Raw genomic sequence first — 24,939 nt, 5'->3', positions numbered from 1 at the left:
GTTTTGGTATGGCTATGAACCTGCGTCTTCGTGACGATCAGACCGAGGCCCTCAAGCAGCGAGCGGAGCAGGAGGGGACCAGCATGCACGCCATACTGCTGCAGGCTGTGGACGACTACCTGGCCAGGACAGCTCAGCAGGCCATCGTCCGCAAGACGGCCAAGGAGCAGGCGGCCAAGTGGAGCGAGCTGATGGACCGGCTCAAGTGACCTGTGTCTACCTGACGTCCGAGGACATCCTCGTCGTCGCCGAACATGCCTGCGCGGACATGCATGTCGTCGTGCGCGACGCCGGACTCCTCGAATCGGCGGCACACCGTCCCTCCGCAGCCATGTTCGGCGAGGAGGCGTACCCGGACCTGATCGACAAGGCCGCCGCGCTCCTGCAGTCCTTGGCGATCAACCATCCGTTCTTCGATGGCAACAAACGCACGGCCTGGCTGTCCTGCGTGACCTTCCTGGCGATGAACGGGGTCGATCTGCGCCCGGACATCGATGCCGCGGAACGCCTGGTCATCGCGGTGGCCACTGGGGAAATGGACGAGGTGAAAGTCATCTCTCAGGGGCTGCGCGAGCTGGTCGTCGACGACGTGTGACAGCCATCGCAATTCCGTGTGGGGCGGCGTAGTTCGAGGCGGTTCACGCCTCGCCCCCCGGTAAGGTGGCCCGGTTGTCGTATCGCGTACGAGTCCGTCCCGGCCCGTACGGACAGCGCCCCACGTACCCGAGAGACCCGAACCGGAGACCGTGACTACTACCGCCTCCCACCACCTCTCACCCGCCTTTCCCGGCCGCGCCCCCTGGGGCACGGCCGGCAAGCTGCGAGCCTGGCAGCAGGGCGCCATGGAGAAGTACATCCAGGAGCAGCCGCGCGACTTCCTCGCGGTCGCCACCCCCGGCGCGGGGAAGACCACCTTCGCGCTGACCCTCGCGTCATGGCTGCTGCATCACCACGTCGTGCAGCAGATCACCGTCGTCGCGCCGACCGAGCATCTGAAGAAGCAGTGGGCCGAGGCCGCGGCCCGGATAGGGATCAAGCTCGACCCCGAGTACAGCGCCGGACCTGTGAGCAAGGAGTACCACGGGGTCGCGGTCACGTATGCCGGTGTCGGTGTCCGCCCGATGCTGCACCGCAACCGGTGCGAGCAGCGCAAGACCCTCGTGATCCTCGACGAGATCCACCACGCCGGTGACTCGAAGTCCTGGGGTGAGGCCTGCCAGGAGGCGTTCGATCCGGCCACGCGCCGGCTCGCGCTGACCGGTACCCCGTTCCGGTCCGACACCAACCCGATCCCCTTCGTCGCGTACGAGGAGGGCAACGACGGCATCCGGCGCTCCTCGGCCGACTACACCTACGGGTACGGCAACGCGCTCGCCGACGGCGTCGTCCGGCCCGTGATCTTCCTCAGCTACAGCGGCAACATGCGCTGGCGCACCAAGGCCGGGGACGAGATCGCGGCCCGGCTCGGCGAGCCGATGACCAAGGACGCCATCGGGCAGGCGTGGCGCACCGCCCTGTCGCCCACCGGGGACTGGATCCCCAATGTGCTCAGCGCCGCCGACAAGCGGCTGACCGAGGTCCGCAAGGGCATCCCGGACGCGGGTGGGCTCGTCATCGCCACCGACCAGGAATCGGCGCGCGAGTACGCGAAGATCCTGAAGAAGGTCACCGGCGAGAAGGCCACTGTGGTCCTCTCCGACGAGAAGGCCGCGTCGAAGAGGATCGACAAGTTCAGCGAGGACGAATCACGCTGGATGGTCGCCGTCCGCATGGTGTCGGAAGGCGTCGACGTGCCACGCCTCGCCGTGGGCGTGTACGCCACCACCATCTCCACGCCGCTCTTCTTCGCCCAGGCCGTCGGACGTTTCGTGCGCTCGCGCAGGCGCGGCGAGACCGCCTCGGTCTTCGTACCGACCATCCCGATGCTGCTCGACTTCGCCAACGAGATGGAGGTCGAACGGGACCACGTCCTCGACAAGCCCAAGAAGGGCAGCGACGAGGAGAACCCGTTCGCGGAGGAGGACAAGCTCCTCGCCGACGCGGAACGCCTGGAGGACGAGGAGACCGAGGACCAGTTGCCCTTCGAGGCCCTCGAATCCGACGCGGTCTTCGACCGGGTGCTGTACGACGGTGCCGAATTCGGCATGCAGGCGCACCCCGGGAGCGCGGAGGAGCAGGACTACCTGGGGATTCCGGGGCTGCTGGAACCCGACCAGGTGCAGCTGCTGCTCCAGAAGCGGCAGACCCGGCAGATCGCGCACAGCCGCCAGAAGCCGGCCGGGGAGGCCGACCTGCTGGAGAAACCGGCCGAGGCGCGGCCGGTTGTTACGCACAAGCAGCTGCTGGGGCTGCGCAAGCAGCTCAACACGATGGTGTCGGCGTACACGCACCAGAGCGGCAAACCGCACGGGGTGATCCACACCGAGCTGCGCCGGGTGTGCGGCGGGCCACCGAGCGCGGAGGCGACGGCCGGGCAGATCCAGCAGCGGATCCAGAAGGTCCAGGAGTGGGCTACCCGGATGAGGTGAGCCCCCGGCACGACCGTGGGGTGCCCCGCGACGACTGAGGAGCACCCCACGTGCGTGAGCGGCGGTCGGACCGACTGGGAGACCGGGGCGGTTGCGCTCCGCCCCGGTCTCCCGGGCCCGTCATCCGGCCAGGGCGTCCGGTACCTCGGCGGGCAGCTTGGCCTCCGCCGCACAGCCCAGCGCCTCGGCCACGGCACGGGACACGGCATTGAGCACGGTCATGCGTCCCTTTCCGTCGGGGTTCACCTGGCCCCGTGCGGAATACATTTCCGCCCTCACATAGGGCGTCTTTCCGTCGGACCCCTCCGTGGGGCACGCGAAATAGAGCGAGGTGCCGTTCTCGCCCTGCGCGGACGCGAACAGGCTGAGGGGGAAGGACATTTCGCCCGAGTCGCTCGCCTTGGCCTCTTTGGCAAGGTCGGGGTGGCTCCGCCGCGCCTGAAAGCTGATGTCGAGAAGCGGAAAGTCGTTTTTGCCATCGGCTTTGTAGATAAGGCAGGCGTTCTTCTCGGTCGGCTTGTCGTGAAGGGTCTCCACCGCAAGTTCCAAGGAGAATTTGTACGGGGTCCCGGACGCTTTGGTCGCCTGGATTTCGGTGCGCTTTCGACGGCCTTACGGAAGTGATCGGCATGACGGGAGGAACTCCTTCCGGTTGAATTCCGCGGATTCGAAGAAATCGCCGGGTGCGATCTTCTTGCGGAACTGCGTGCCGGGCCCGGCATGTCGGGTGCAGTGAAACTGTGATCTTCAGAGATGTCAAGAGATGTCAAGAGGTGTCAACGGGTGCGTGGAAAGTGTTTGCGGAAATGCTTTTCGGCCATTTCGGATAACGATCAGTCCCTGGGTAATGATCAGTCAATTCTCTCTTGACTTCTCTGCGTGCGACCTCCTCAATGTGCGCAAATCAATGGGCCATGGAGGGGTGTCTGGTGATTCGACGACGAAGACCTGGCGTGACCGGTCTGCTCGCTGCCTGCTTCGTACTGTCCCTGAGCTGCGTCGGGGCCACCGCCCAGGCGGCCGGGCCGGCCGGGCGGCAGGCCGCTGCCACGGTCACCCCGACCGTCCACTGCACGCTGCCCGCGGGGCAGGGCGAGGCGACCGGCCCGCAGGAGATGACCGTCGAGCTGTCGCCCGCGGTCGTCGCTCCGGGCGGCAAGGTGCACGCCAAGGTCACGCTGGGCCCGTCCCCCGCCACCAGCGGTCTGTCGCTGGAGGACGTGCCGACCATCCCCAGCCTCGACCTTGCGATGTCGGGCGGGGCCACCGGCACCGTCACCGTGCGGGGCGCCGAGTTCACGATGGACATCCCGTCCGGGACGCCCATCGAACTCCCGCCGTACGAGGGCGACTTCCTGGTCCCCGCGAGCGCCTCGGGGGAGATCTCCTTCGCCCCGGTCCGTACGCTGACGCAGACCAAGGTGCTCGGCTCGGTCTTCGAGACGCCCTGCGACGTGGTCGACGCAGGCGGCTCCATCGGCACCGTCACGGCGGAGGGCGCCGGCTCCGAGCCCGCCACCCTGACCGCCCCCGCCGACCCCGTACGCCCCAACACCCCTGTCGCGCTGGGTGGTTCGGGCTGGACGCCGGGCGGTAGCCCCGTACCCTCGCTCTGCGCGAAGGGCGGTGGCGGCTGCGACCCGCTAAAGTTCGGGAGCCACACCCTCACCATCGACAGCTACGGAACGCTGCACGGCACGGCCACCCTCGCGGAGGCCGGGGCGGTGCCGGACGGCGCGTACGAGGTGAAGGTCAACGACGGCACGAAGGAAGCCACCGCCCCCCTCACCGTCAAGGCCGTCGCGGCCGGCGACCGCGAGATCTCGCTCTCGCGGAGCAGCGGACCCGTCGGCAGCGTGATCACGGTCAGCGGAAAGAACTACAACCCGGACCGCTGGATCAACGTCATCGGCCTCGACGCGACGGGCACCGGGCTCGACGACAGCGCGGTGTACGTCAAGAGCGCCTCGGACGGCACGTTCGCCGTCGAGTTCACCGTGATCTCCGATGCCGTCGTCGCCGTCCAGGCCGACGAGGGCAACGACCCCGCCACCGTCCGGACCACCCCGTTCACGGTCATCACGGACGGGGGAGGGGGCGGCGGCAGCGCCGACCAGAAGCTGAACACCTCGGTCCGGGCCGGGACGTTGTCCATGGTCCAGGACGGTGACACCGTCGACTTCGGTACGACGGTCCTGGGCACCGGCAGCGGGGTGCAGCGCTCCCGGCTCAACCGGGTCGAGGTGGAGGACGCCCGCGGCGTCAACAGCGGCTGGTCCCTGACCGCCACCCTCACCGGATTCACCAGCGCCGGCGGGGACACCATCCCGGCGGGCGCCGTCCGGTGGACGCCCAAGTGCGCGGCGCAGAACGGGAGCGTGGGCGTGCCGGTGGCCGGATCGCCCGCCGCGCTCGGGAGCGAGGCGGCGAGTCTCTGCCGGACGAATCCGGACGGCTCCCGCCCGTTCACCGGCGGCCGGTTCGACGCCGACGCCGATCTCGTACTGACGGTGCCCACAACCACCCGGCCCGGAGATTACAGCGCCACCCTGACGCTCACCCTTCTCTGAGAACCGCCAGGGATCCGAGAGCCGCCAGGGAAAGGAAGGAAGGCACGTACCCGGAGACGCCCGCCCGCTCCGTTTCGCAAGGAGCAGGCGGGCGTCGCCCATGTCGAATTCGGAGATCTGCCCGTAGCGGGGGATTTCCCGCAATCACGGAGGAGCCGCATGTCCTTGCTGCCGAGATCGAGAAGAACGCAAAGGCCGGGTGCGGTGTTACGCCGGGCCGTCGCGCTCACCGCCGGAGCCGTGCTCGTCTGGACCGGCGGGGCCGTCGCACTCGCCCCCGTCGCCCAGGCCGGCACCGTCACCCCGACCGTCCACTGCACCCTGCCGGCCGGGCAGGGCGAAGCCACCGGCCCGCAGCAGATGAGCGTCGACCTCTCGCCGGCCGTCGTCGACCCGGGCGGCAAGGTCCACGCCAAGGTCACCCTCGGCCCGTCGCCCGCCACCAGCGGACTCAGCCTGAGCGACGTGCCCACCACCCCCAGCATCGACTTCGCCATGTCGGGCGGCGCGACCGGCACGGTCACCGTCACCGGACCCCAGATCAACCTCGACATCCCGTCCGGGAAGCCCATCGAAATCCCGCCGTACGAAGGGGACTTCATCATCCCCGCCAACGCGAAGGGGCCGATCTCGTTCACCCCGGTGCGCAATCTGACGCGTACGAAGGTGCTCGGCTCCACCTACGAGACCCCGTGCGACGTGGTCGGCGGCGGTGGTTCCATCGGCACCGTGGACGCCGAGGGCACCGCGGGCCTGCCCGCCACCCTGACCGCGCCCGCCACCGCCGTCCGGCCGTCCACCGCGGTCGCCCTGTCCGGCAGCCTGTGGACCGCCGGCGCCACCCCCGTACCGTCCCTGTGCGCGGCGGACGGCGGGGGCTGCGACACCGGCAAGTTCGTCTCCGGCACCCTCGCGATCAGCGGCTCGGGCGAACTGACCGGAAGCGCGGTGCTGGCCGCCGCGGGCACGGTGCCCGACGGCTCGTACCTGGTGAAGGTCGGTGACGGTACGAAGGAGGCGACCGCACCCCTGACCGTCAAGGCGTACGTCCCTGGCGGCCCGCGGACCATCGCGCTCTCGCGCTCCGGCGCCCCGCTGGGCAGCGTCATCGAGGTCACCGGCAGCAACTACTTCCAGGACCGCTGGATCAACACCGTCGGCCTGGACGCGAGCGGGGCGACGCTCGACGACACCGCCGTCTACGTGAAGAGCACCCCCGACGGCACGTTCAGCGCCGACTTCACCGTCTCCGACCCGGCCATCGCCTCGATCCAGGTCGACGAGGGCAACGACCCGGCCACCGTACTGACCACACCGTTCGCCGTGACCGATGCCTCCGCGACGCTCTCCGCGGGCGCGGCCAAGGTCAAACCCGGTGGCACGATCACCATTTCCGGCGGTGACTGGCCGATCGGCACCACCCCCTCCGCCGCGCTCTGCGCCGCCGACGGCAGCGCCTGCGACAGCGCCCGGATCAGCGGCTCCACGCTCCGGATCAACGCCGACGGAACGCTCGCCGGTACGGTCACCGTCGCCGGATCCACCCCGCGCGCCGTGTACGCGCTCCAGGTCACCGCCGGGGGAGCGCAGGCCCTCACCCCGCTGACCGTCGCCCCGACCTTCGTCGTCCTCACCCCGTCCGCAGGCCCGAAGGGCACCGCCGTCACCGTCCTCGGCCAGGGCTTCGCGAAGGTGGCCACCGTGTCCATCGTCGGGCTGCGGGCCGACGGATCGCAGACGTCGGACCCGGTGAAGACCAAGGTGGTCGGGGTGGACGGGGCGTTCTCGCAGACCTTCACCGTCAACGCCGCCGACACCGTCGCGATCCGCGTCCGGGAGGTCCTCGTCAACCCGCGCACCGAGACGGCGGCGTTCACCGTCCAGGACGGGACCGCCCCCGCCGGTCCGGCCTTCGCACTGTCACCGCCCGAGGGGCCCGTCGGCACGGTGGTCCAGGTGACCGGCCGGGGCTTCGCCCCCGTCGCCACGGTGTCGGTGACCGGCCGCACCGCCGACGGGAAGCAGACCACGGACCCGTACGTCACCCGGGTCATCGGACTCGACGGCACCTTCGCCCTGAACTTCACCGTCCGCGACCCCGCGACGAGGGCGATCAGGGCCTGCGAGGTGCTCGTGAACGGAAAAATTGTGCAGCAGTCGTTCACGGTGGGTTAACGGCCGTTCGCGTCTGGTGTACGGAGTGTTGCCGAGCCGTCGGCCGACCTGGACGCGCGTAGACGTTCAGGCTTCGGCCGGCGCGCCACTGACCGGCGCTTATGCTTCTTCACCACAACTCCACTTCCGCTGACGCCCGGATTCTGGACGAGGCCTTCCGCTGAGCGGACTGGCTCGCTACTGTCCCAAAAAATGAACGCCCCGTGGCAATGCCGCCGCGGAGCGCAGCCGGTGCCTTGGCCAGGCCGGCGGCTTCTCCGTACGTTGCCGCTGGGACCGGCGGCGCACATTCCATGGGACCAGCCGCCGCCGCTCACCACAGAGGAGAGGGCGTCGTGACCGCGGAGACCTCCCAGACGCTCGACCGGGGACTACGGGTCCTCAAACTGCTCGCCGACACCGACCACGGCCTGACCGTCACCGAGTTGTCCAACAAACTCGGCGTCAACCGGACCGTGGTCTACCGTCTGCTGGCCACCCTGGAACAACACGCCTTGATACGCCGCGATCTGGGCGGCCGGGCCAGGGTGGGCCTGGGCGTGCTGCGCCTTGGCCGCCAGGTCCATCCGCTCGTACGGGAAGCCGCGCTGCCCGCGCTGCGGTCCCTCGCGGAGGACATCGGGGCCACCGCCCACCTCACGCTGGTCGATGGCAGCGACGCGCTGGCCGTCGCGGTCGTCGAGCCGACCTGGACCGACTACCACGTGGCCTACCGGGCCGGCTTCCGCCACCCGCTGGACCGGGGCGCCGCGGGCCGGGCGATCCTCGCCGCCCGCCAGAAGCCGGTGGGCGAGACCGCCTTCACCCTCACCCACGGCGAACTGGAAGCCGGGGCGAGCGGGGCGGCGGCCGCGCTGGTCGGGGTGACGGGCGTCGAGGGCAGCGTCGGCGTGGTGATGCTCGCCGACTCCGTACCCGAACGTGTCGGCCCCCGCGTCGTGGACGCGGCCCGCGAGGTCGCGGACGCACTGCGGTAGGGCAAACGGTGGGGCCGGGCGGTTGCATGTGCCGTGGCCGACCGGCCTACCCGGCCTGTCGCGTGTTGCGGCGGGGCGGCCACATCAAGCCCGTCCGGCGGTTGAGGACGAAACGGTTGGTCGGGCGTGCCCGGCCTGTCGCGTGTTGCGGCGGGGTGGCCACATCAAGCCCGTCCGGCGGTTGAGGACGAAACGGTTGGTCGGGCGTGCCCGGCCTGTCGCGTGTTGCGGCGGGGTGGCCACATCAAGCCCGTCCGGCGATTGAGGACAAAGCGGCCGACCGGACGACCCCGGCCGCTCACGGAGCGCGGGCGGTCCGGGCAGGACCGGGGCGCCCCACCACCCGGCCCACACATCCCGCCCCGGCGGCTAGATTGGGCGGGTGCTCACTCGTCACTCGCGCCCCCGCACCCTCGCCCTGTGCGCCCTGCCCGTCCTCGCCCTGTTCGGCGTGGCCGCCTTCGCGCCGCTGCCGTTCACGCTGGCGCAGCCCGGCACGACCGCGAACGTGCTCGGGGCGGACCACGGCACCCCCGTGATCAGCATCAAGGGCGCGCCCACCCGCCCCACCAAGGGTGAGCTGCGGATGACGACGATCATCGCGACCGGGCCGAACGCCGATGTCGGTGTCGGCGAGGTGATCGACGGCTGGTTCCGTACGGACCGGGCGGTCCTGCCCCGCGAGTCCGTCTACCCGACCGGCGGCTCCGAGAAGGAGATCGAGAAGCACAACCTCGAAGACATGCGGAAGTCGCAGAACTCCGCCGTCGACGCGGCCCTGAACTACCTCGGCAAGCCCAAGGGCTCGGTCGACATCACCCTGCACCTCGCCGATGTGGGCGGCCCCAGCGCGGGCCTGTTCTTCGCGCTCGGCATCGTCGACAAGCTCGACGGCGACGGCTCCGGCGGCGACCTCACCGGTGGCCGCACCATCGCGGGCACCGGCACGATCCAGGCGAACGGCGAGGTCGGGGCCGTCGGCGGGGTGTCGCTGAAGACGCAGGCCGCGCGCCGTGACGGTGCGACCGTCTTCCTCGTCCCGAAAGCCGAGTGCAGGGAGGCGGGCGCGGAGCTGCCCAAGGGGCTCCGGCTGATCCCGGTCACGACCCTGAAGGGCGCGGTGTCCTCGCTCCAGGCGCTGGAGCACGGACGCAAGGTCCCGAGCTGCTGACCTGTACGGCCGTGGACGGTACCGCAGCCTCCGCCGCCGTGTCCCCGGACCCGGCGTCCCCGGCCTCGGCGTCCACCGCGTCCATCGTGCGCCATGCCGGGAACACCAGCGGGCTCAGCGTTGCCAGCAGGAACACCCCGCCCATCGCCAGCAGCGCACCCCGCGCGCCCGCGCTCTCCACCAGCAGGCCCGCCGCGAGACCGCCCACCGGCATGGCCAGTTCGCCGCCCGCCGTGAGGACCCCGGAGACCCGGCTGCGCAGTTCATCGGGCACGCTTTGGTAGATCACCGTCGTCAGGACCGGGTTCAGCACCCCGCCCGCGAGCCCGCTCAACGCCATGGTCACGGCGAGCGGCAGCGTCGTCCCGGTCAGTGCCGCGACCGCGTACCTGGGCGCGCCGCACAGGACCACGCACACCGTGAACACGGCCCGCCGCGAGTAGCGGTGCCCGAACGCCCCGTACAGCAGCGCCCCGGTCAGCCCGCCTGCGCCGAACAGCGCGGTGAGCAGCCCGATGTCCCTGGCCCCGCCCAGCTCGGTGGAGGCGTGCACCGGCAGCAGGACGGCGTTCCAGCCCTGATCGGTGCCGTTCATGAAGAGGACCATCACCACGATTGCGAGCAGCAGCCGGTTGCTCAGCAAGTAGGCGTATCCCTCGCGCAGTTCGGTGCGGTACGCCCGCAGCGAGACCGGCTTCGCGGCCTTGCGGGGCTCCGCCGCGCGCAGCCCCCGTATCCCGAGGGCGATCAGCAGCGCGGACGTCAGGAACGTCGCACCATCCAGGAGCAGGACGGTCTCGGCGCCGACCAGCGCGATGAGTAAGCCGGCCAGCGCCGCCCCGGCCATCCGGGCGCCGCGTGAGACGGCGTCGAAGAGGCTGGCGGCACGGGCGAGGGTGGTGCCGGCGTACTCGGCGAGATCCGGTACGAGGACGTAGCGGGCCGTGTTGCCGGGCGTGTGGAGGAGCCCGCTGACCGCCATCAGCGCGCACAGCATCCAGAAGGCGAGTACGTCCGCGTAGTGCAGCAGCGGGATGGCGGCGACCGCGACGCCGCACACCAGGTCGGAGGTGACGGAGACCCGGCGCCGTCCGATCCGGTCGATGACCGGTCCGCCGATCAGCGCGGAGACGACGATCGGAAGCGTCGCGCAGAAGGCGACGACACCGGCCCGGCCCGCGCTGCCCGTGGTCTCCAGGACGAACCACGGGACCCCGATGAGCGTGAGTGAACTCCCCATGGTGGAGATCGAGTTGGCCGCGAGAACGAAAGCGAGCGGCCTTCGGTCGCGGCTCTCGGCGTGCGCGCCGGCGTGTGTGTTCTTCCCCCCGTCCATGGCCCTAGGCCGTACGAGGCGAGCGAGCCGACAGCGTGGGCCGGTTCGGTATCAGCCGCAGCCCCAACTCGACCATGGTCCAGCCCAGTCGGGTCCGCAGGTCCTTGCGCGGGGCGCGCGGGGCGGGACGGAAGGTGTCGGCCTGGTGGCGCAGTTCGGCGGAGCGGGTGGCGTGCAGCTGCAGGTGCGTCTCGGCGTTCATGGCGATGGATCCCTTCGGTCGGTTCAGGCGTTGGGGCGGGGGAAGAGGTGCGTATGCGTACGGACCATGGCCGAGCCCTCGGTGCCCTCGGGGACGCGTCCGCGATAGCTGTTGACCAGGTCGTGGATCTTGTAGGCCAGTTCGCTGGTGAGCTCAGGGGTGAGCCGGATCTTGAAGTCGCTGAGGTCCCAGTTCTGGGTCCACTCCTCGGGCCACTCGTGCATCGTGCCGAGCCAGGTGTTGAGCTCCTGGGCATGGGCCGTGGCGAGCTCGTGGAGTACGACGTTCATGGCGCCGCGGACCTCGGGGTCGGCGTCCTTCATGATCGCGGTGTCGAAGGCGCTGCCGGAGTGCGCCGCCCGCCACCACCGCTCGCGCCCCTTGCCGAGCTCGGGGTCGTCCTCCACGAAGCCGTACGTGGCCAGTTGGCGCAGGTGGTAGCTGGTGGCGCCGCTGGACTCGCCGAGCCGGTCGGCGAGTTTGGACGCGGTGGCGGGACCGAACTCCCGGAGCGTGCTGAGCAGTCGGATGCGCAGAGGGTGGGCGAGCCCGCGCAGGGTGCGGGCATCGATGCTGAGGATCTTCTGATCGTCGGCGGCGTTGTCGCTGCCGGCGGCTTTCGTCGCTGCCATGCCTCAACGGTAGACTTGCAAAGGCAGCTTTGCAACCTCTTCTTTGCATCGGCTTCTTTGTAACTCTGGGACCCGTGCCGAGTTTCCCCACCCCCTCGCCCCCTCGCCCCCTCGCCCCCTCGCCCTCTCCCCCTCACCTCTTCTTGTTCTCGATGAACCCCTCCCGGATCAGCCAGTCCTTCGCCACCTCGTGCGGGTCCTGCCCTTCGACGTCCACCTTCGCGTTGAGTTCCTGCGCGACCTCCGTCGTCAGCTTCTTGCTGACCGGGTCGAGCAGCCCCGCGATCTGCGGATACTTCTCGAAGGTCTTGGTATGGATGACGGGCGCCGCGTTGTAGTTGGGGAAGAAGTGCTTGTCGTCCACGAGCACGTCGAGGTCCATGGCCTTGATCCGGCCGTCCGTGGTGTACACCTCGCCCAGCAGGCAGGAGTTGGACTTCGAGACCTGGGTGTAGATGATCCCGGCGTCCATCTTCTTGATGTTGGCGGTCGGCAGGGACATCCCATACGCCTTCTCCATGCCCAGCAGTCCGTCGTCGCGCGAGGCGAACTCGTTCTCCACGCAGATCGTCACCGCCGACGGGTTCTTCTTCGACAGCGCGGCGACGTCGGAGAGCGTCTTCAGGTGGTACTTCGCGTTGTTCTTCCGGCTGATGGCGAGCGCGTAGGTGTTGTCGAGGGTGGACTGCGGCAGCCACGTCACCCCGTTCTTCCGGTCCTCGTCCCGGACCGCCTGCCACTGCTTCAACGGGTCGGCGATCGGCTTCGCGTGACCCAGGTAGGTGATCCAGCCGGTGCCCGTGTACTCGTACATCGCGTCCGCGCTGCCCTTGACGATCGCCTCGCGCGCACTGATCGAACCGGGCAGGTTCGTCCGGTCCAGGACCTCCGCCCCGGCCGCCTTGAAGACCAGGCCGATCATCTGGCCCAGGACGATGTTCTCGCTGAAGTTCTTCGAGGTGACGGTCAGCGAGGCACCCTTCAACGGATCGCCCTGTCCGACGGAGCCCGGCACCACGTCGTCCACCATCGGCGAGCCGCTCTTCAGCCCGCACCCGGCGAGCGTCGGCGCCAGCACCATCACGCCCACGAGCCCGGCACGCACCCTCCGTCGGACCGAAGCACCCCGCTGCGTCCCCGCGCCCATCACCCCACCTCCAGCCCGCGCGGTGTCAGCGCCACCTCGACCAGCGACGCCAGCCAGTCCACCAGCAGCGCCAGCACCACCGTCAGTACGGAACCGAGCACCAGCACCGGCATCCGCTGGGTCTGGATGCCCGAGGTGATCAGGTCCCCGAGACCGCCGCCGCCGACGAAGGTGGCCAGGGTCGCGGTGCCGACATTGAGCACCAGCGCCGTCCGTACACCGGCCAGGATCAGCGGGACGGCGAGCGGCAGCTCGACCTTCGCGAGCGTCCCCATCGCCGACATGCCGATGCCGCGCGAGGCCTCGACCAGGTCCGGTGCGATCGCTCTCAGACCGGCCACCGTGTTGGAGAACACCGGCAGCACCGCGTAGAGCACCATGCCGATGATCGCCGTCGACGGGCCGATGCCCAGCCAGATCACCAGCAGCGCCAGCAGACCGATCGCCGGGGTCGCCTGCCCGATGTTGGCGAGCGCGGTGACCAGTGGGGCGCCCCTGCGCAGCCTGCGCCGGGTCAGTGCGATCCCCAGCGGGATGGCGATGATCAGCACCCAGAACGTCGAGATCGCGGTCAGCCTCACATGCTGCCACCAGCGCAACTGCACATTGCCGCCGGTGAGGGAATTCCTTGCGATCGAGTCGAGGTGGATGTTGGTGATCCACAGATAGGTGATGACCAGGACGACCGCGAGCACGGCCGGCAACAGCACCAGCTTCTGCCAGGTGATCCGGCGCCGCGGCCGGGCCGGTGGCGGCGGGGGTTCCGCCTCCTCGTCGCGGAAGGCATGGCCCTTGACGTCGTGCTCGCCGGGCGGACGGGCTTTGTCGGAACCGGGCGCCCGGCGGGACCGCGCCATACGCGCCGAACCGGAATCGAGCGGGGAGTTGGGATTCATGCCTCCGCACCTCCCTCCAGCTCCTGTTCGGTCTGGTGGGAGCGGAGTTCCTCCAGGTCGTGCTGGTGCTCGATGGCGGTGAGCCGGTCGGCCTCCAGCAGCTCGTGGACGGAGTTCATCAGGGTGTGCATGTCGACGACCCCGATGAACTCGCCGCGCCGCCCGGTCACCGCGACCCGCCCGCCGCTGTCGATCAGCACCGCCTCCAGCGCGTCGTGCAGCGTCGCGTCCCGCGTCACCGTGTCATGGACCAGCTGCCCGGCCCGCGCCAGCGAACCCCGGGCCCGCATCAGGTCGCCGCGCCGCAGCCACTTGTACGGGCGGTTCCTGCGGTCCAGCATCAGGAGCTCGTTGTGCAGGCTGCTGCGCAGCGTGTTGAAGATCGACTGGAGCGGGTCGTCGACCGTCACCGTCGGGAACTGGGCGATCTCCACATCCCGTACGCGGGTGAGGTTGAGCCGTTTCAGCGCCGCCCCGGCACCGACGAAACCCGAGACGAAGTCGTCCGTCGGGTTGGTGAGGATCGCCTCCGGGGTGTCGAACTGCGCGATGTGCGAACGCTCCCGCAGTACGGCGATCCGGTCACCCAGCTTGATCGCCTCGTCGAAGTCGTGGGTGACGAAGACGATCGTCTTGTGCAACTCGTGCTGGAGCCGGATCAGCTCGTCCTGGAGGTGGTCACGGGTGATCGGGTCGACCGCGCCGAACGGCTCGTCCATCAGCAGTACCGGCGGATCGGCCGCCAGGGCCCTTGCCACGCCCACCCGCTGCTGCTGTCCGCCGGAGAGAGCGCGCGGGTAGCGCCCGTGGAACTCGCGGGGATCGAGACCGACGAGATCGAGCATCTCCTCGACCCGGTCCTTCACCTTCGACTTCGACCAGCCGACCATCTTCGGTACGAGGGCGATGTTCTCGGCGACCGTCATGTGGGGGAAGAGCCCGGACGACTGGATCGCGTAACCGATCTTGCGGCGCAGCCTCACCGGATCGATGTCGGTGACGTCCTCGTCGTTGATCCTGATCCGCCCGGACGTCGGCTCGATCAGCCGGTTGATCATCTTCAGGGTGGTGGACTTCCCGCAGCCGGACGGGCCGACGAAGATCACGGTCTCGCCCGCCTTGATGTCCAGCGTGACGTTGTCCACCGCCGGGTTCGGATTGCCCGGGTAGCGCTTGGTCAGATTGTCCAGATGGATGGTGGCGCCGGAGGTGGTGTGCGTCGTCCCGGCACCGTGGGCGGTACCGGTGTCGGTGGCTGCGGCGGACCCGGACCCGGTCGCCCCTGACCCGGTCGTCCTGGAGTCGGCGGTCTCAGGCACGAATCCCCCTGGGAATGGTGAGCCGTCCGAGCAGGACGTACGCGGCGTCGAACAGCAGGGCGAGGATGACGATGCCGAGCGTGCCCGCGAGCACCTGATTGATCGCGTTGGCGCTGCCCAGCGAGGCGATGCCGCGGAAGATCTCATTGCCCAGGCCCGGGCCGGACGCGTATGCGGCGATCGCGGCGATGCCCATCAGCATCTGGGTGGAGACCCGGATGCCGGTGAGGATCGGCGGCCAGGCGAGCGGCAGCTCCACCCGGAACAGCCGGGCGGGCCGCGACATCCCGATGCCCTTCGCCGCGTCGACGAGCGCCGGATCGACCCCGCGCAGCCCTACGATGGAGTTGCGGACGATCGGCAGCAGCCCGTACAGCGTCAGAGTGATCACCGTCGGCGGGACCCCCAGCCCGACCAGCGGGATGAGCAGACCGATCGCGGCGAGGGACGGAATGGTGAGGATCGTCGCCGTCGACGTGATCGCCAGCGACCCCGCCCATCCGCTGCGATAGGTGACGACCCCGATCAGGATGCCCAGCGCGGTGGCGATGACCATGCACTGGAATACCGCGCTCACGTGCTGGAACGCGTCGGTGAGCAGCTGTTGGTGCCGGTTGCCCAGATACTCCCAGAAGCTCACACGCCACTCCTCGGCTCAGTCGTCGTCCTCCGCGGCCTGCTCGACGAGCGGGATGACGCGCAGCGGGACCGGGTTCTCCATGACGATGGCCGTGGAGGCCCGGACGATGCCATCAAAACCGACAACCCGGTCGATCACCCGCTGAAGATCGGCGTTGGAACGCGCCACGAGCCGGCAGAGCATGTCGCCGTGCCCGGTGGTGGTGTGCAGCTCCAGCACCTCCGGAACACCGGCCAAGTGCGCCCGTACATCGGCCCCTTGACCCTGCTTGATCTCCAGCGTGGCGAACGCCGTGACCGGGTAGCCGAGCGCCGCCGGATCGACGGTCGGGCCGAATCCGCGGATGACTCCATTCGACTGAAGGCGGTCGAGGCGCGCCTGCACCGTTCCGCGCGCCACACCGAGCCGGCGCGAGGCCTCCAGGACGCCGATGCGGGGTTCGCGCGCCAGCAGTACGATGAGCCGGCCGTCCAGATGATCGATCGCCATGGTGCGCCTCCGGGGGGTCACTGTGGTGGTCATCATGTACAGATAGCCCGGCCATCATCCCTATCCGCTATGCAGATTGCCCAGCGGATTCGCGAACTGTTGCGCACCTTGCGAAGCGGCGAGAGCCTTCGGACATGACTGAGACTCTGCACACCACCCCCGACACTGCCCGGCAGGCCGACCCCTTCCCGGTGAAGGGAATGGACGCGGTCGTCTTCGCCGTCGGCAACGCCAAGCAGGCCGCGCACTACTACTCGACGGCCTTCGGCATGAAGCTGGTCGCCTACTCCGGACCGGAGAACGGCAGCCGTGAGACGGCGAGTTACGTCCTGACCAACGGCTCGGCCCGGTTCGTCCTCACCTCCGTCATCAAGGCGTCCACCGACCACGGCCGCTTCCTCGCCGAGCACGTGGCCGAGCACGGCGACGGCGTCGTCGACCTGGCCATCGAGGTCCCGGACGCCCGCGCGGCCTACGCGTACGCGGTCGAGCACGGCGCCCTCGGTCTCGCCGAGCCGCACGAGGTCAAGGACGAGCACGGCACGGTCGTCCTCGCCGCCATCGCCACGTACGGCAGGACCCGCCACACCCTCGTCGAGCGCACCGGCTACGACGGCCCGTACCTTCCCGGTTTCGTCGCCGCGGCCCCGATCGTCGAGCCGCCGGCCAAGCGTTACTTCCAGGCCATCGACCACTGCGTCGGCAACGTGGAGCTCGGTCGGATGAACGAGTGGGTCGGCTTCTACAACCGCGTCATGGGCTTCACCAACATGAAGGAGTTCGTGGGCGACGACATCGCCACCGAGTACTCCGCCCTGATGTCCAAGGTCGTCGCCGACGGCACGCTCAAGGTCAAGTTCCCGATCAACGAACCGGCCGTCGCCAAGAAGAAGTCCCAGATCGACGAGTACCTGGAGTTCTACGGCGGCGCGGGCGTCCAGCACATCGCGCTCGCCACGAACGACATCGTCGCCTCGGTACGCGCGATGCGGGCGGCCGGCGTCCAGTTCCTGGACACCCCCGACTCGTACTACGACACCCTCGGCGAGTGGGCGGGCGAGACCCGGGTCCCCGTGGAGACCCTGCGCGAGCTCAAGATCCTCGTCGACCGCGACGAGGACGGCTACCTGCTGCAGATCTTCACCAAGCCGGTCCAGGACCGCCCGACCGTCTTCTTCGAGATGATCGAACGCCACGGCTCGATGGGCTTCGGCAAGGGCAACTTCAAGGCCCTGTTCGAGGCGATCGAGCGCGAGCAGGAGAGGCGCGGCAACCTCTGAGCCCCCCGGCCGGGACAGCGGAACGGGCTCCCTCCGGGGAGCCCGTTTCTGCTGTCCGGGGGTCTCGGACATCCCTCGGAGCTCGGGCGGCCAGTCGGCTGCCGGCAGGGGGAGCGGTCCGGTGGCGGACGCCCACCGACCGCTCGGACCGGGGCCTCCGGTACGCCCGAGACTCCGGCCCTGGGTGCCCGGCCGGAGCGATGCACTACCGCGTCCGCTTGGCCTTCGTAAGGAAAGCGGCCTGTGTGGTGCGGGTGTGGCGCGGCGACCTGGTGTGCGTACACGGGACATGGCATGAGGTGGCGACACTCCGTTTCGACCGCTACGCCTCCGGCGGCTCGGCCGTGGTGCTCACCTTCACCTCCGGCTGCTCACTGCGCGTACCCGCCGACCGTCTGGTCCGGGTGTACCGAAGCTGAACCGGTTCGTGGCCGGGCCGGGCGTCGTCGAGGAACGTCCCGGCCCGGCCCGCGAGGGGCCCGCACCGTTCGCACGTGGCGCAGCCCACCCCGACCTGGAAGCCGCCCCCGCTACGCCACCGCTCCCGGCGAGCCGGTCCGGGCGGCATGGAAGGGAAGTCGCCGGAGGGCCCGCGCCTCGCGGGTCGTCCGGCGACTGAACCCGTCGCCCGCCGTCAGCGGCGACTCGGCGCCGCTGAAGCGCGCTACGGCTTCGCGGGTCCCATGCCCGGCGGGCCGCCCGGTCGATAATTTCTATGCGGTTTCAAGGCGGGCCCGCTGACGCGGACCCGCGCGCGGCCGGGACGCGGGCCCGGCCACTACGGCGCCGCCCCGCTCACCCGAACCCGGACCCCTGGCCGCGCAGAACAGCACCCAGAGCAGCCGGTCGACCGCAGGATCTCCGGACGCGCCAGCACTCGGCTGCCTAGGTCAGCCATGGGCGAGCCTTGCCGACGCCGTTCCGGCGGAGGGCTTCATGGCACGCGCGTTCGGGGTCTCGCTCGTGCCAGCGAGACCTGGTGTCGGGAGGTGGGAGCGCCCGTATGCTGGCCGTGTACCGCCTGTCGGGGTCACACCGCGGCTGCCGGGCGGACGAGGAGGTGAAAGGGAATGAGCGTTGCCATCGACCACACAGGGCCCTGGACCGTCGCCGACGTCCTCGCCCTGCCCGAAGACCGCACCATGCGCTACGAACTGCTGGGGGAATCCCTCGTAATGTCCCCCGCGCCTGGAGTTCGCCATCAGCGGGCTTCGTTCCGCCTCCATGTCGCCCTGGACGCGGCCGCCCGGGCCGTCGGCGCACCGGTGGAGATCCTGGAGGGCGTCAATGTCGTCCTGCCGTCGGGCCTGGTCGTTCCTGACTTGGTTGTGGCCGACGCCGGCGCGACCGCCGACGACCCCGTCACCGTCGACATCGAAGCGGTCCAGCTTGTCGTCGAACTCGTCTCCCCGGGCAACAGCACCATGGACCGGAAGGTCAAGCCCATGCTGTACGCCGAGGCCGCCATCCCGCACTTCTGGCGCCTGGAGTTCGACCCCGCCCCCATGCTCGCCATCTACGAGCTGCAGGGCGGCCGGTACGTGGAGCGGACGACTGCACTCTCCGGCGCGACCACGCACCTGGACGCCCCGTTCTCCATCGCAATCGACCCCGCTGGACTCGCACGGCAGTAGATGCCGTCTGACGGCAACGCTAACGGCAACGTCAGCGGACGACTGCCGCGGCGGGTGGGTCGTCAGGGTCGTCGTCCGTCGGGCTGAGCGCGTCGTTGAGGGTGTCGATGGCCTGGCGTTGGAGGCGGAGTCGGACGTCGGCGTAGACGGTGGCGGTGACGCCGATGTGGGCGTGGCCGAGGAGTTCTTTGATCACGACGAGGTCGACGCCCTGTTCCAGGAGCCGGGTGGCGGTCGAGACGGGCAGTCAGGGAAGCCGCCGGTGGGCCCGCGCCTCGCGGGCCCACCGGCAACTGTCGGCGTCGCCCGAACCCGTCGCCCGCCGTCAGCGACGACTCGGCGCCGCTGAAGCGCGCTACGGCTTCGCGGGCGCCATGCCCGGCGGGCCGCCCGCCGGAGGGCCGCCCAGCAGATCCAGGGCCTCCTTGGCCGCCGAGCCCTCCAGCGGTGAGAAGTGCGGGTTGGTGCGCAGGGCCTCCGTCAGGTTGCGGCGCGCCGGGTCGTAGTCCTTCAACGCCTGCTGGATCGCGCCCAGGTGGGACGCGTACGAGGCGATCCGTCCCCCCGTGGCGACCGCATGCGTCGCGTACGGCAGGGCACCGGACGAGTCGCCGGACAGGTGCAGCGCCCAGCCCAGCGCGTCCGCCACCGCCGCGCTGCGGTGCTGCCGGTCCCACTCCGCCTTCAGCACCTCCACCGCCACCGCCGGATCCCCGTGAGCGGCCTCGAAACGGCCGCGCAGGAGCGCGTTGTCCACACCGCCCTGGCCGTCGCCCCGCGCGAGAGCCTCGCGGAGCCGCGCGTACTGGCTTCGGGCATCCTCGTCCCGGCCCAGCGACTCGTACAACTCGCCCAGGTCCAGCAGGTATTCGGGCCGGGGCAGACCGGCCAGCGCCGCCTTGTAGTCGCGTTCCGCCTCGTCCGTACGGCCGAGCGCCGCCAGCGCTGCGGCCCGGCCCGCGAGCGACGCGTAGTGGTCGCGGTCGGTCCGCAGCGCCGCGCTGTACTGCGTGACCGCCTCCTGGGGCTCGCCCCGCTCCCAGGCCAGTTCGCCCAGCAGATGCAGGCACTGCGCCTTCTGGGCCGCAGTGGTGGCCCGGTCCGCCGCGTCCTGCGCGCCCGCCAGCGCGTTCTCGCGCCAGCCGCGGTCCCGGTACATCCGCGCCGAACGCAGGAGCGCCGCGGCGCCGGGGCGGAGCGCCGCGAACCGCTCCACCGCCGTGCGCGAGGCCTTGTAGTCGCCGAGGCCGTTGTACGCGTCGATCAGCGCCGGGTACACCGTCCACTGCTTCGGCTGCCGCGCCCGTACCGTCTCGCCCCACTTCTTCGCCAGGGCGAAGTCGCGCCGGGCATTGGCGAGCGTCGCGAGCCCCACCCAGGCCGTCGTGTTCCCGTTCTCACCCGGCTCGACGTTCAGCGAGCGCTTCAGCGCCTCCTCGGCCCGGCCGAAGTACGCCTCGTCCGCGGACCGCTGCCCCCACTCCACGAAGGCCGTGCCGAGCAGCGCCCACGACTTCGCGTCGGTAGGATGCGTACCCACCCACTGCTGCCGGTCCCCGATCAGCGCCGTCAGATCGGAGAGCGAGGCGGGATAGCCCATGTCCGACGCCTGCAGGGCACGCGAAACCGGACCCGGCGCGGGCGGCGGCGCGGACTTCTTCTCGTCCTCCGGCACGGCCACCACCGCGCCCGTCACCAGCACCGCACCCGCCACCACACCCATGGCCGCCCTGCGCAGCGTCGTACGCAGCGAGACGGGCGGCAGCTCGGCCGACGACGCCGGGTCCATAGGCGCCGGGTCCAGCGGCGCGGGGTCCATGGGTACGGGGTCGGTTCCTGCGAGCTCAGGGGGAGGGCCAGGGGGAGAGTCAGGGGGAGGCTTCGTCGAATCGACGGACTCCGGGGGCTCCTGCGGCATGACATCCATGCCGATCACTCTGCGTCAGTACGATGAGCACACCGCGTCTTGTGAAGGCTGCCGCAGACGGGTTCACACCAATGGGCCCGGGTGCCACGCTTTGATCATGAATGGTCTTCTCGAACAACTGCGTGCGGGGCTTCCGGCCGAGGCCCTGATCACCGATCCGGATGTCACTGTCTCGTACGCCCACGACATGGCGAGCTTCTGCGAGGCGGGCACGCCCGCCGTCGTCGTGCTCCCGCGCACGGTCGAGCAGGTCCAGCACATCATGCGCACGGCAACGGCCCTGCGCGTCCCGGTCGTCCCGCAGGGCGCCCGTACCGGTCTGTCGGGCGCGGCCAACGCCTCCGACGGCTGCATCGTGCTGTCCCTCGTGAAGATGGACCGGATCCTGGAGATCAACCCGGTCGACCGGATCGCGGTCGTCGAGCCCGGTGTCGTCAACGCGGTGCTTTCGCGGGCGGTCGACGAACAGGGTCTGTACTACCCGCCGGACCCCTCCAGCTGGGAGATGTGCACCATCGGCGGCAACATCGGCACCGCGTCCGGCGGGCTGTGCTGCGTGAAGTACGGGGTCACCGCCGAGTACGTACTCGGCCTGGAGGTCGTCCTCGCCGACGGGCGCCTGCTCACCACCGGGCGTCGCACCGCGAAGGGCGTCGCGGGATACGACCTCACCCGGCTCTTCGTCGGTTCGGAGGGCAGCCTCGGCATCGTCGTCAAGGCCGTGCTCGCGCTGAAGCCCCGGCCGCCGCAGCAGCTGGTGCTGGCTGCCGAGTTCCCGAGCGCGGCGACCGCGTGCGACGCGATCTGCCGGATCATGGAGCGCGGTCACACTCCGTCACTCCTCGAACTGATGGATCGTACGACGATCCGCGCCGTCAACAAGATGGCCAACATGGGCCTGCCCGACACCACCGAGGCGCTCCTGCTCGCCGCCTTCGACGCCCCGGACCCGTCGGCCGACCTGGCCGCCGTCGGCGAGCTGTGCACCGCGGCGGGCGCCACCGAGGTGGTCCCGGCCCAGGATGCCGCCGAGTCCGAAATGCTGCTCCAGGCCCGGCGGATGTCGCTCACCGCGCTGGAGACCGTCAAGTCGGCCACGATGATCGACGACGTCTGCGTACCGCGCTCGAAGCTTGGCGCGATGCTCGAAGGCACCGCCGCCATTGCCGAGAAGTACGGCCTCACCATCGGCGTCTGCGCGCACGCGGGCGACGGCAACACCCACCCCGTCGTCTGCTTCGACCACACCGACGCCGACGAGTCCCGGCGGGCCCGCGAATCCTTCGACGAGATCATGGGCCTCGGCCTGGAACTCGGCGGCACGATCACGGGTGAACACGGCGTCGGCGTACTGAAGAAGGAGTGGCTCGCGCGCGAGCTCGGTGAGGTGGGCGTCGAACTGCACCGGGGCATCAAGCAGGCCTTCGACCCGCTGGGGCTGCTCAACCCGGGCAAGGTGTTCTGACGGCCGGCGGGGAGCGCGCCCGCGCCTGCTCATGCGTCGCCGTCCTGCGACTCGTCCGGCCACCACAGGTCATTGAGCCACAGGTCGTCGGCCGGCAGCGGCGCGAGCAGCTCGGCGAGACCTTCGTCGATGCCGAGCCGCTCAGTCTCCGTGCCCGGCGGAACCAGCCGCAGGGTCTGCTCCAGCCAGGCGGCCACGGCGGCGGACGGCACCTCCAGCAGGGCGTCGCCGTCGGGCGAAGTCAGCGCCACGAAGATGACGTCGCACCGGTCGACCTCGGTCGGCCAGATCCGCACGTCCCCGTGACCGCACGGCCGGAACACGCCCTCGACGAGCAGATCGCGGGCGAACGTCCAGTGGACGGGGAAGTCGGAGCCGATGTGAAAGGCGACGTGCACGGCGTACGGATCCTCGGTGCGGTACGTCAGCCGGGCAGGGACGGGGATGCTGCGCTCGGGCGCCAGAACCAGCTTGAGCTCCAGCTCGCGCTCCACGACGGTGTGCATGAGTGCGTCCTTTCGGTGCCTGTGGGCCGGTCCCGCGACCGGTCCGCACAGGGAGAGAGCGCCCTCCACGCCAACTATGACGCGACTTCCGGAAAGAATTTCCGGGTGACCGAAAAGTGGACCAAACCCCTGGACCGGCCCAGGGGCGGGCGGGCGTCTGATAGATGTGGACCCGTTGTATTGAGGCCTCGAAGAGATACGGGACCACGGTGATGAGCGCCCCAACCCCGGCACCCGGTGACGAAAGCCCCCATGAGGGGTATTACCCCGACCCGTCCATTCCCGGATACGTCCGGTACTGGAACGGCGCTTCGTGGGTTCCCGGCACGAGCCGGCCCGCCCCGCAGCAGGGCGAGTCGATGCCCGGTTCGCCCGCCGGAGCGGCGGCCGAACCGCAGCCGAGCCCACAGCCGCAGCCGCAGCCGTCGGTCGCGGCGTCCGCGCCGGCCGACGCGCCGGTGGACGAGACCGGTCCGGTCTACCTCGACGAGGAGCCGCGCGCGGACAACCACCCGGAACCAGCCACCGCCTGGCAGGCCGACGCCTCCCGGCAGACCGGCTTCGGCGGGGAACGCGACCGACGGGTCTCCTGGGGCGGCACCGGTCAGCCCGGTACCGCCCGGAGCGAGCCGGGCCGGAAGGGCGACCAGGGCGGTCAGGGCGGTCAGGGCGGGGCGTCGGTGCCGGAGTCCGGCCCCGCGGCGGAGTCCGGACGGGATCCGCGTACGCCTGCGGACCGCACCCCCGCCGACCGTGCCCCGGCCGACCCGGTCCCGGCCGACCGCGCCCCCGCGCTCCGGACACCCGCCGACCGCGCCCCCGCGCTCCGGACACCCGCCGACCGCGCCCCCGCGCTCCGGACACCCGCCGACCGCGCCCCCGCGCTCCGGACACCCGCCGACCGCGCCCCCGCGCTCCGGACACCCGCCGACCGCGCCCCCGCGGACCCGCGTCGGCCGGCTTCCCCGGACCCGGCGGGCGGTGCGCTGCCCGCCATGCGCGACGCCGGGGGCCGGACCCCCGAGAACACCGTCGCGATCCGGGTCGACCGCCCGGGCCGCGCACCCGCTTCCCGGTCGACGGAGTCGACGCAACAGGCGCCCGCGGACGGGACGATGGCGATCCGCGCGATCGGCCCCGGCACCCCCGCGCAGACACCACCGCAGACGGCGGCCCAGCCCCCCGCGCAAACCCCCGCCCCGGCCCCCGCCCCCGCCCCCGCCCCGGCTCCTGCCCCCGCTCCCGGCCCCGGCGGTGCCACCCCCTGGGCGCAGCAGGTCCACCAGCTCGCCCAGCCCGACCAGATGGCCCGCCCCCAGCCCCGGACTCACCAGCCCCAGCAACCCCACCTCCCGCCCCAGTCCCAGCTCGGTGCGCAGGGTGGGCAGCCGGATCAGCCCGTCGTGCCCTGGAAGCCGCCGGTCGACGACCCCTTCCAGCGGCTCGCGCAGGCCCAGGCGTCGGCCAGGCCCGCCGGGCTCGGCAAGCGGTTCGCCGCGCGGCTCGTCGACACGGTCGTGCTGGGCGCGCTCGCCGGCGCGATCGGCTTCCCGCTCCTCTCGCGGGCGATGGACCACATCGACGAGAAGATCAACGCGGCGAAGCTGTCCGGTGAGACGGTGACCGTCTGGCTGGTGGACTCCACCACGGCCGGCCTGTTCGGTGCGGTGCTCGGCGCGTTCCTCGTGCTCGGTGTGCTGCTGGAGGCGCTGCCGACCGCGAAGTGGGGCCGTACGCTCGGCAAGAAGCTCTGTGGACTCGACGTACGGGACATCGAGTCCCACGAGACCCCGTCCTTCGCCGCCGCGCTGCGCCGCTGGCTGGTCTACGGCCTGCTGGGCGTCCTGGTGCTCGGGGTGCTCAACGTGCTGTGGTGCCTGTTCGACCGGCCGTGGCGCCAGTGCTGGCACGACAAGGCGGCGCACACCTTCGTGGCCGGCTGACCGCGCGGGCCCCGGGCAGCGGAGGGCACTCCTCCGGCTGACGGCCCATCGGGTGAGGCCCGGCGGAGGACGTCCCGTTCCCCCGAACGCACCTGAGCCGTT

General features: G+C 70.5%; 23 protein-coding genes and 1 pseudogene. 12 read left to right on the top strand and 12 right to left on the bottom strand.

All coding sequences use genetic code 11. From position 1 onward, the window contains the following. Positions 1-8 precede the first annotated feature (8 nt). From OH735_RS13765 to OH735_RS13755, 3 genes are all read left to right on the top strand, one after another. Complete coding sequence (locus tag OH735_RS13765) at positions 9-209, top strand: ribbon-helix-helix protein, CopG family (protein ID WP_327274949.1); 201 nt, start codon at positions 9-11, stop codon at positions 207-209. After that, positions 206-595 carry a type II toxin-antitoxin system death-on-curing family toxin gene (locus tag OH735_RS13760; protein WP_406381776.1) on the top strand — a complete coding sequence of 130 codons (390 nt, stop codon included), beginning with the start codon at positions 206-208 and terminating at the stop codon, positions 593-595. The genes OH735_RS13765 and OH735_RS13760 overlap by 4 nt, the downstream gene beginning before the upstream one ends. A 151-nt stretch (positions 596-746) precedes the next feature. Beyond that, on the top strand, positions 747-2,528 hold the full coding sequence (locus tag OH735_RS13755) for a DEAD/DEAH box helicase (RefSeq protein WP_406381775.1): 1,782 nt from the start codon (positions 747-749) through the stop codon (positions 2,526-2,528). A 120-nt stretch (positions 2,529-2,648) separates the two neighbouring features. On the opposite strand, the gene OH735_RS13750 is transcribed toward OH735_RS13755, so the two are convergent. Next, positions 2,649-3,077, bottom strand: a complete 429-nt coding sequence (locus OH735_RS13750) for a hypothetical protein (protein ID WP_406381774.1) — start codon at positions 3,075-3,077, stop codon at positions 2,649-2,651. A gap of 404 nt (positions 3,078-3,481) precedes the next feature. Here OH735_RS13750 and OH735_RS13745 point away from each other — a divergent pair, with 404 nt between their 5' ends. From OH735_RS13745 to OH735_RS13730, 4 genes are all read left to right on the top strand, one after another. Continuing rightward, a complete protein-coding gene (locus tag OH735_RS13745; protein WP_406381773.1) occupies positions 3,482-5,098 on the top strand; it encodes a hypothetical protein in 1,617 nt (538 codons plus the stop codon). Positions 5,099-5,302: 204 nt separating this feature from the next. Beyond that, the gene (locus tag OH735_RS13740) at positions 5,303-7,273 is read left to right on the top strand and encodes a hypothetical protein (protein ID WP_406381771.1); all 1,971 of its coding nucleotides are present in this window, start codon (positions 5,303-5,305) and stop codon (positions 7,271-7,273) included. A gap of 335 nt (positions 7,274-7,608) precedes the next feature. After that, the gene (locus OH735_RS13735; RefSeq protein ID WP_266746457.1) at positions 7,609-8,250 is read left to right on the top strand and encodes an IclR family transcriptional regulator; all 642 of its coding nucleotides are present in this window, start codon (positions 7,609-7,611) and stop codon (positions 8,248-8,250) included. Between the two features lie 382 nt (positions 8,251-8,632). Further along, entirely contained in the window at positions 8,633-9,421 is a 789-nt protein-coding gene (locus tag OH735_RS13730) for a S16 family serine protease (protein ID WP_406381770.1), read from the top strand. On the opposite strand, the gene OH735_RS13725 is transcribed toward OH735_RS13730, so the two are convergent. From OH735_RS13725 to OH735_RS13690, 8 genes are all read right to left on the bottom strand, one after another. Continuing rightward, on the bottom strand, positions 9,351-10,757 hold the full coding sequence (locus tag OH735_RS13725; protein ID WP_406381768.1) for an MFS transporter: 1,407 nt from the start codon (positions 10,755-10,757) through the stop codon (positions 9,351-9,353). The genes OH735_RS13730 and OH735_RS13725 overlap by 71 nt on opposite strands. A gap of 4 nt (positions 10,758-10,761) precedes the next feature. Then, positions 10,762-10,959 (bottom strand): hypothetical protein, encoded by a 198-nt coding sequence (locus OH735_RS13720; protein ID WP_406381767.1) that lies wholly within the window; start codon positions 10,957-10,959, stop codon positions 10,762-10,764. A 23-nt stretch (positions 10,960-10,982) separates the two neighbouring features. Next, positions 10,983-11,591 carry an ArsR/SmtB family transcription factor gene (locus OH735_RS13715; protein ID WP_406381765.1) on the bottom strand — a complete coding sequence of 203 codons (609 nt, stop codon included), beginning with the start codon at positions 11,589-11,591 and terminating at the stop codon, positions 10,983-10,985. Between the two features lie 133 nt (positions 11,592-11,724). Continuing rightward, positions 11,725-12,672 carry a glycine betaine ABC transporter substrate-binding protein gene (locus OH735_RS13710; protein ID WP_406386549.1) on the bottom strand — a complete coding sequence of 316 codons (948 nt, stop codon included), beginning with the start codon at positions 12,670-12,672 and terminating at the stop codon, positions 11,725-11,727. A 65-nt stretch (positions 12,673-12,737) separates the two neighbouring features. Then, positions 12,738-13,595, bottom strand: a complete 858-nt coding sequence (locus OH735_RS13705; protein WP_406386547.1) for an ABC transporter permease — start codon at positions 13,593-13,595, stop codon at positions 12,738-12,740. Positions 13,596-13,630: 35 nt separating this feature from the next. Continuing rightward, a complete protein-coding gene (locus tag OH735_RS13700; protein ID WP_266752193.1) occupies positions 13,631-14,830 on the bottom strand; it encodes an ABC transporter ATP-binding protein in 1,200 nt (399 codons plus the stop codon). 115 nt (positions 14,831-14,945) lie between these two features. Beyond that, positions 14,946-15,593: an ABC transporter permease gene (locus OH735_RS13695; protein WP_406381764.1), complete on the bottom strand. Its 648-nt coding sequence runs from the start codon at positions 15,591-15,593 to the stop codon at positions 14,946-14,948. A gap of 15 nt (positions 15,594-15,608) precedes the next feature. Beyond that, entirely contained in the window at positions 15,609-16,082 is a 474-nt protein-coding gene (locus OH735_RS13690; RefSeq protein WP_266746451.1) for an Lrp/AsnC family transcriptional regulator, read from the bottom strand. A 134-nt stretch (positions 16,083-16,216) separates the two neighbouring features. On the opposite strand from OH735_RS13690, the gene hppD reads away from it, so the two are divergent. From hppD to OH735_RS13675, 3 genes are all read left to right on the top strand, one after another. Further along, positions 16,217-17,362, top strand: a complete 1,146-nt coding sequence (hppD, locus tag OH735_RS13685; protein WP_406381763.1) for a 4-hydroxyphenylpyruvate dioxygenase — start codon at positions 16,217-16,219, stop codon at positions 17,360-17,362. Positions 17,363-17,580: 218 nt separating this feature from the next. Then, complete coding sequence (locus tag OH735_RS13680; RefSeq protein ID WP_406381762.1) at positions 17,581-17,781, top strand: hypothetical protein; 201 nt, start codon at positions 17,581-17,583, stop codon at positions 17,779-17,781. Between the two features lie 651 nt (positions 17,782-18,432). Next, positions 18,433-18,996 carry a Uma2 family endonuclease gene (locus OH735_RS13675; RefSeq protein WP_406381761.1) on the top strand — a complete coding sequence of 188 codons (564 nt, stop codon included), beginning with the start codon at positions 18,433-18,435 and terminating at the stop codon, positions 18,994-18,996. A 31-nt stretch (positions 18,997-19,027) separates the two neighbouring features. Here OH735_RS13675 and OH735_RS13670 read toward each other — a convergent pair. Then, positions 19,028-19,234: pseudogene (locus OH735_RS13670) on the bottom strand (site-specific integrase); the annotation flags it as partial. A 117-nt stretch (positions 19,235-19,351) separates the two neighbouring features. Beyond that, the gene (locus OH735_RS13665) at positions 19,352-20,923 is read right to left on the bottom strand and encodes a tetratricopeptide repeat protein (RefSeq protein ID WP_406381760.1); all 1,572 of its coding nucleotides are present in this window, start codon (positions 20,921-20,923) and stop codon (positions 19,352-19,354) included. Positions 20,924-21,020: 97 nt separating this feature from the next. On the opposite strand from OH735_RS13665, the gene OH735_RS13660 reads away from it, so the two are divergent. Beyond that, positions 21,021-22,388 (top strand): FAD-binding oxidoreductase, encoded by a 1,368-nt coding sequence (locus tag OH735_RS13660; RefSeq protein ID WP_406381758.1) that lies wholly within the window; start codon positions 21,021-21,023, stop codon positions 22,386-22,388. A 29-nt stretch (positions 22,389-22,417) separates the two neighbouring features. Here OH735_RS13660 and OH735_RS13655 read toward each other — a convergent pair whose 3' ends face one another. Then, on the bottom strand, positions 22,418-22,894 hold the full coding sequence (locus OH735_RS13655) for an SsgA family sporulation/cell division regulator (protein ID WP_406381757.1): 477 nt from the start codon (positions 22,892-22,894) through the stop codon (positions 22,418-22,420). Positions 22,895-23,106: 212 nt separating this feature from the next. Between OH735_RS13655 and OH735_RS13650 the strand changes: the two genes are divergently transcribed. Beyond that, positions 23,107-24,837, top strand: coding sequence for an RDD family protein (locus OH735_RS13650; protein ID WP_406381756.1), 1,731 nt, complete (start codon positions 23,107-23,109; stop codon positions 24,835-24,837). The last annotated feature ends 102 nt before the right edge of the window (positions 24,838-24,939 follow it).

The organism is Streptomyces sp. NBC_01618 (assembly GCF_045209435.1).
Taxonomy (GTDB): Bacteria; Actinomycetota; Actinomycetes; order Streptomycetales; family Streptomycetaceae; genus Streptomyces.
This window is presented reverse-complemented; position numbering and strand designations above follow the sequence as displayed.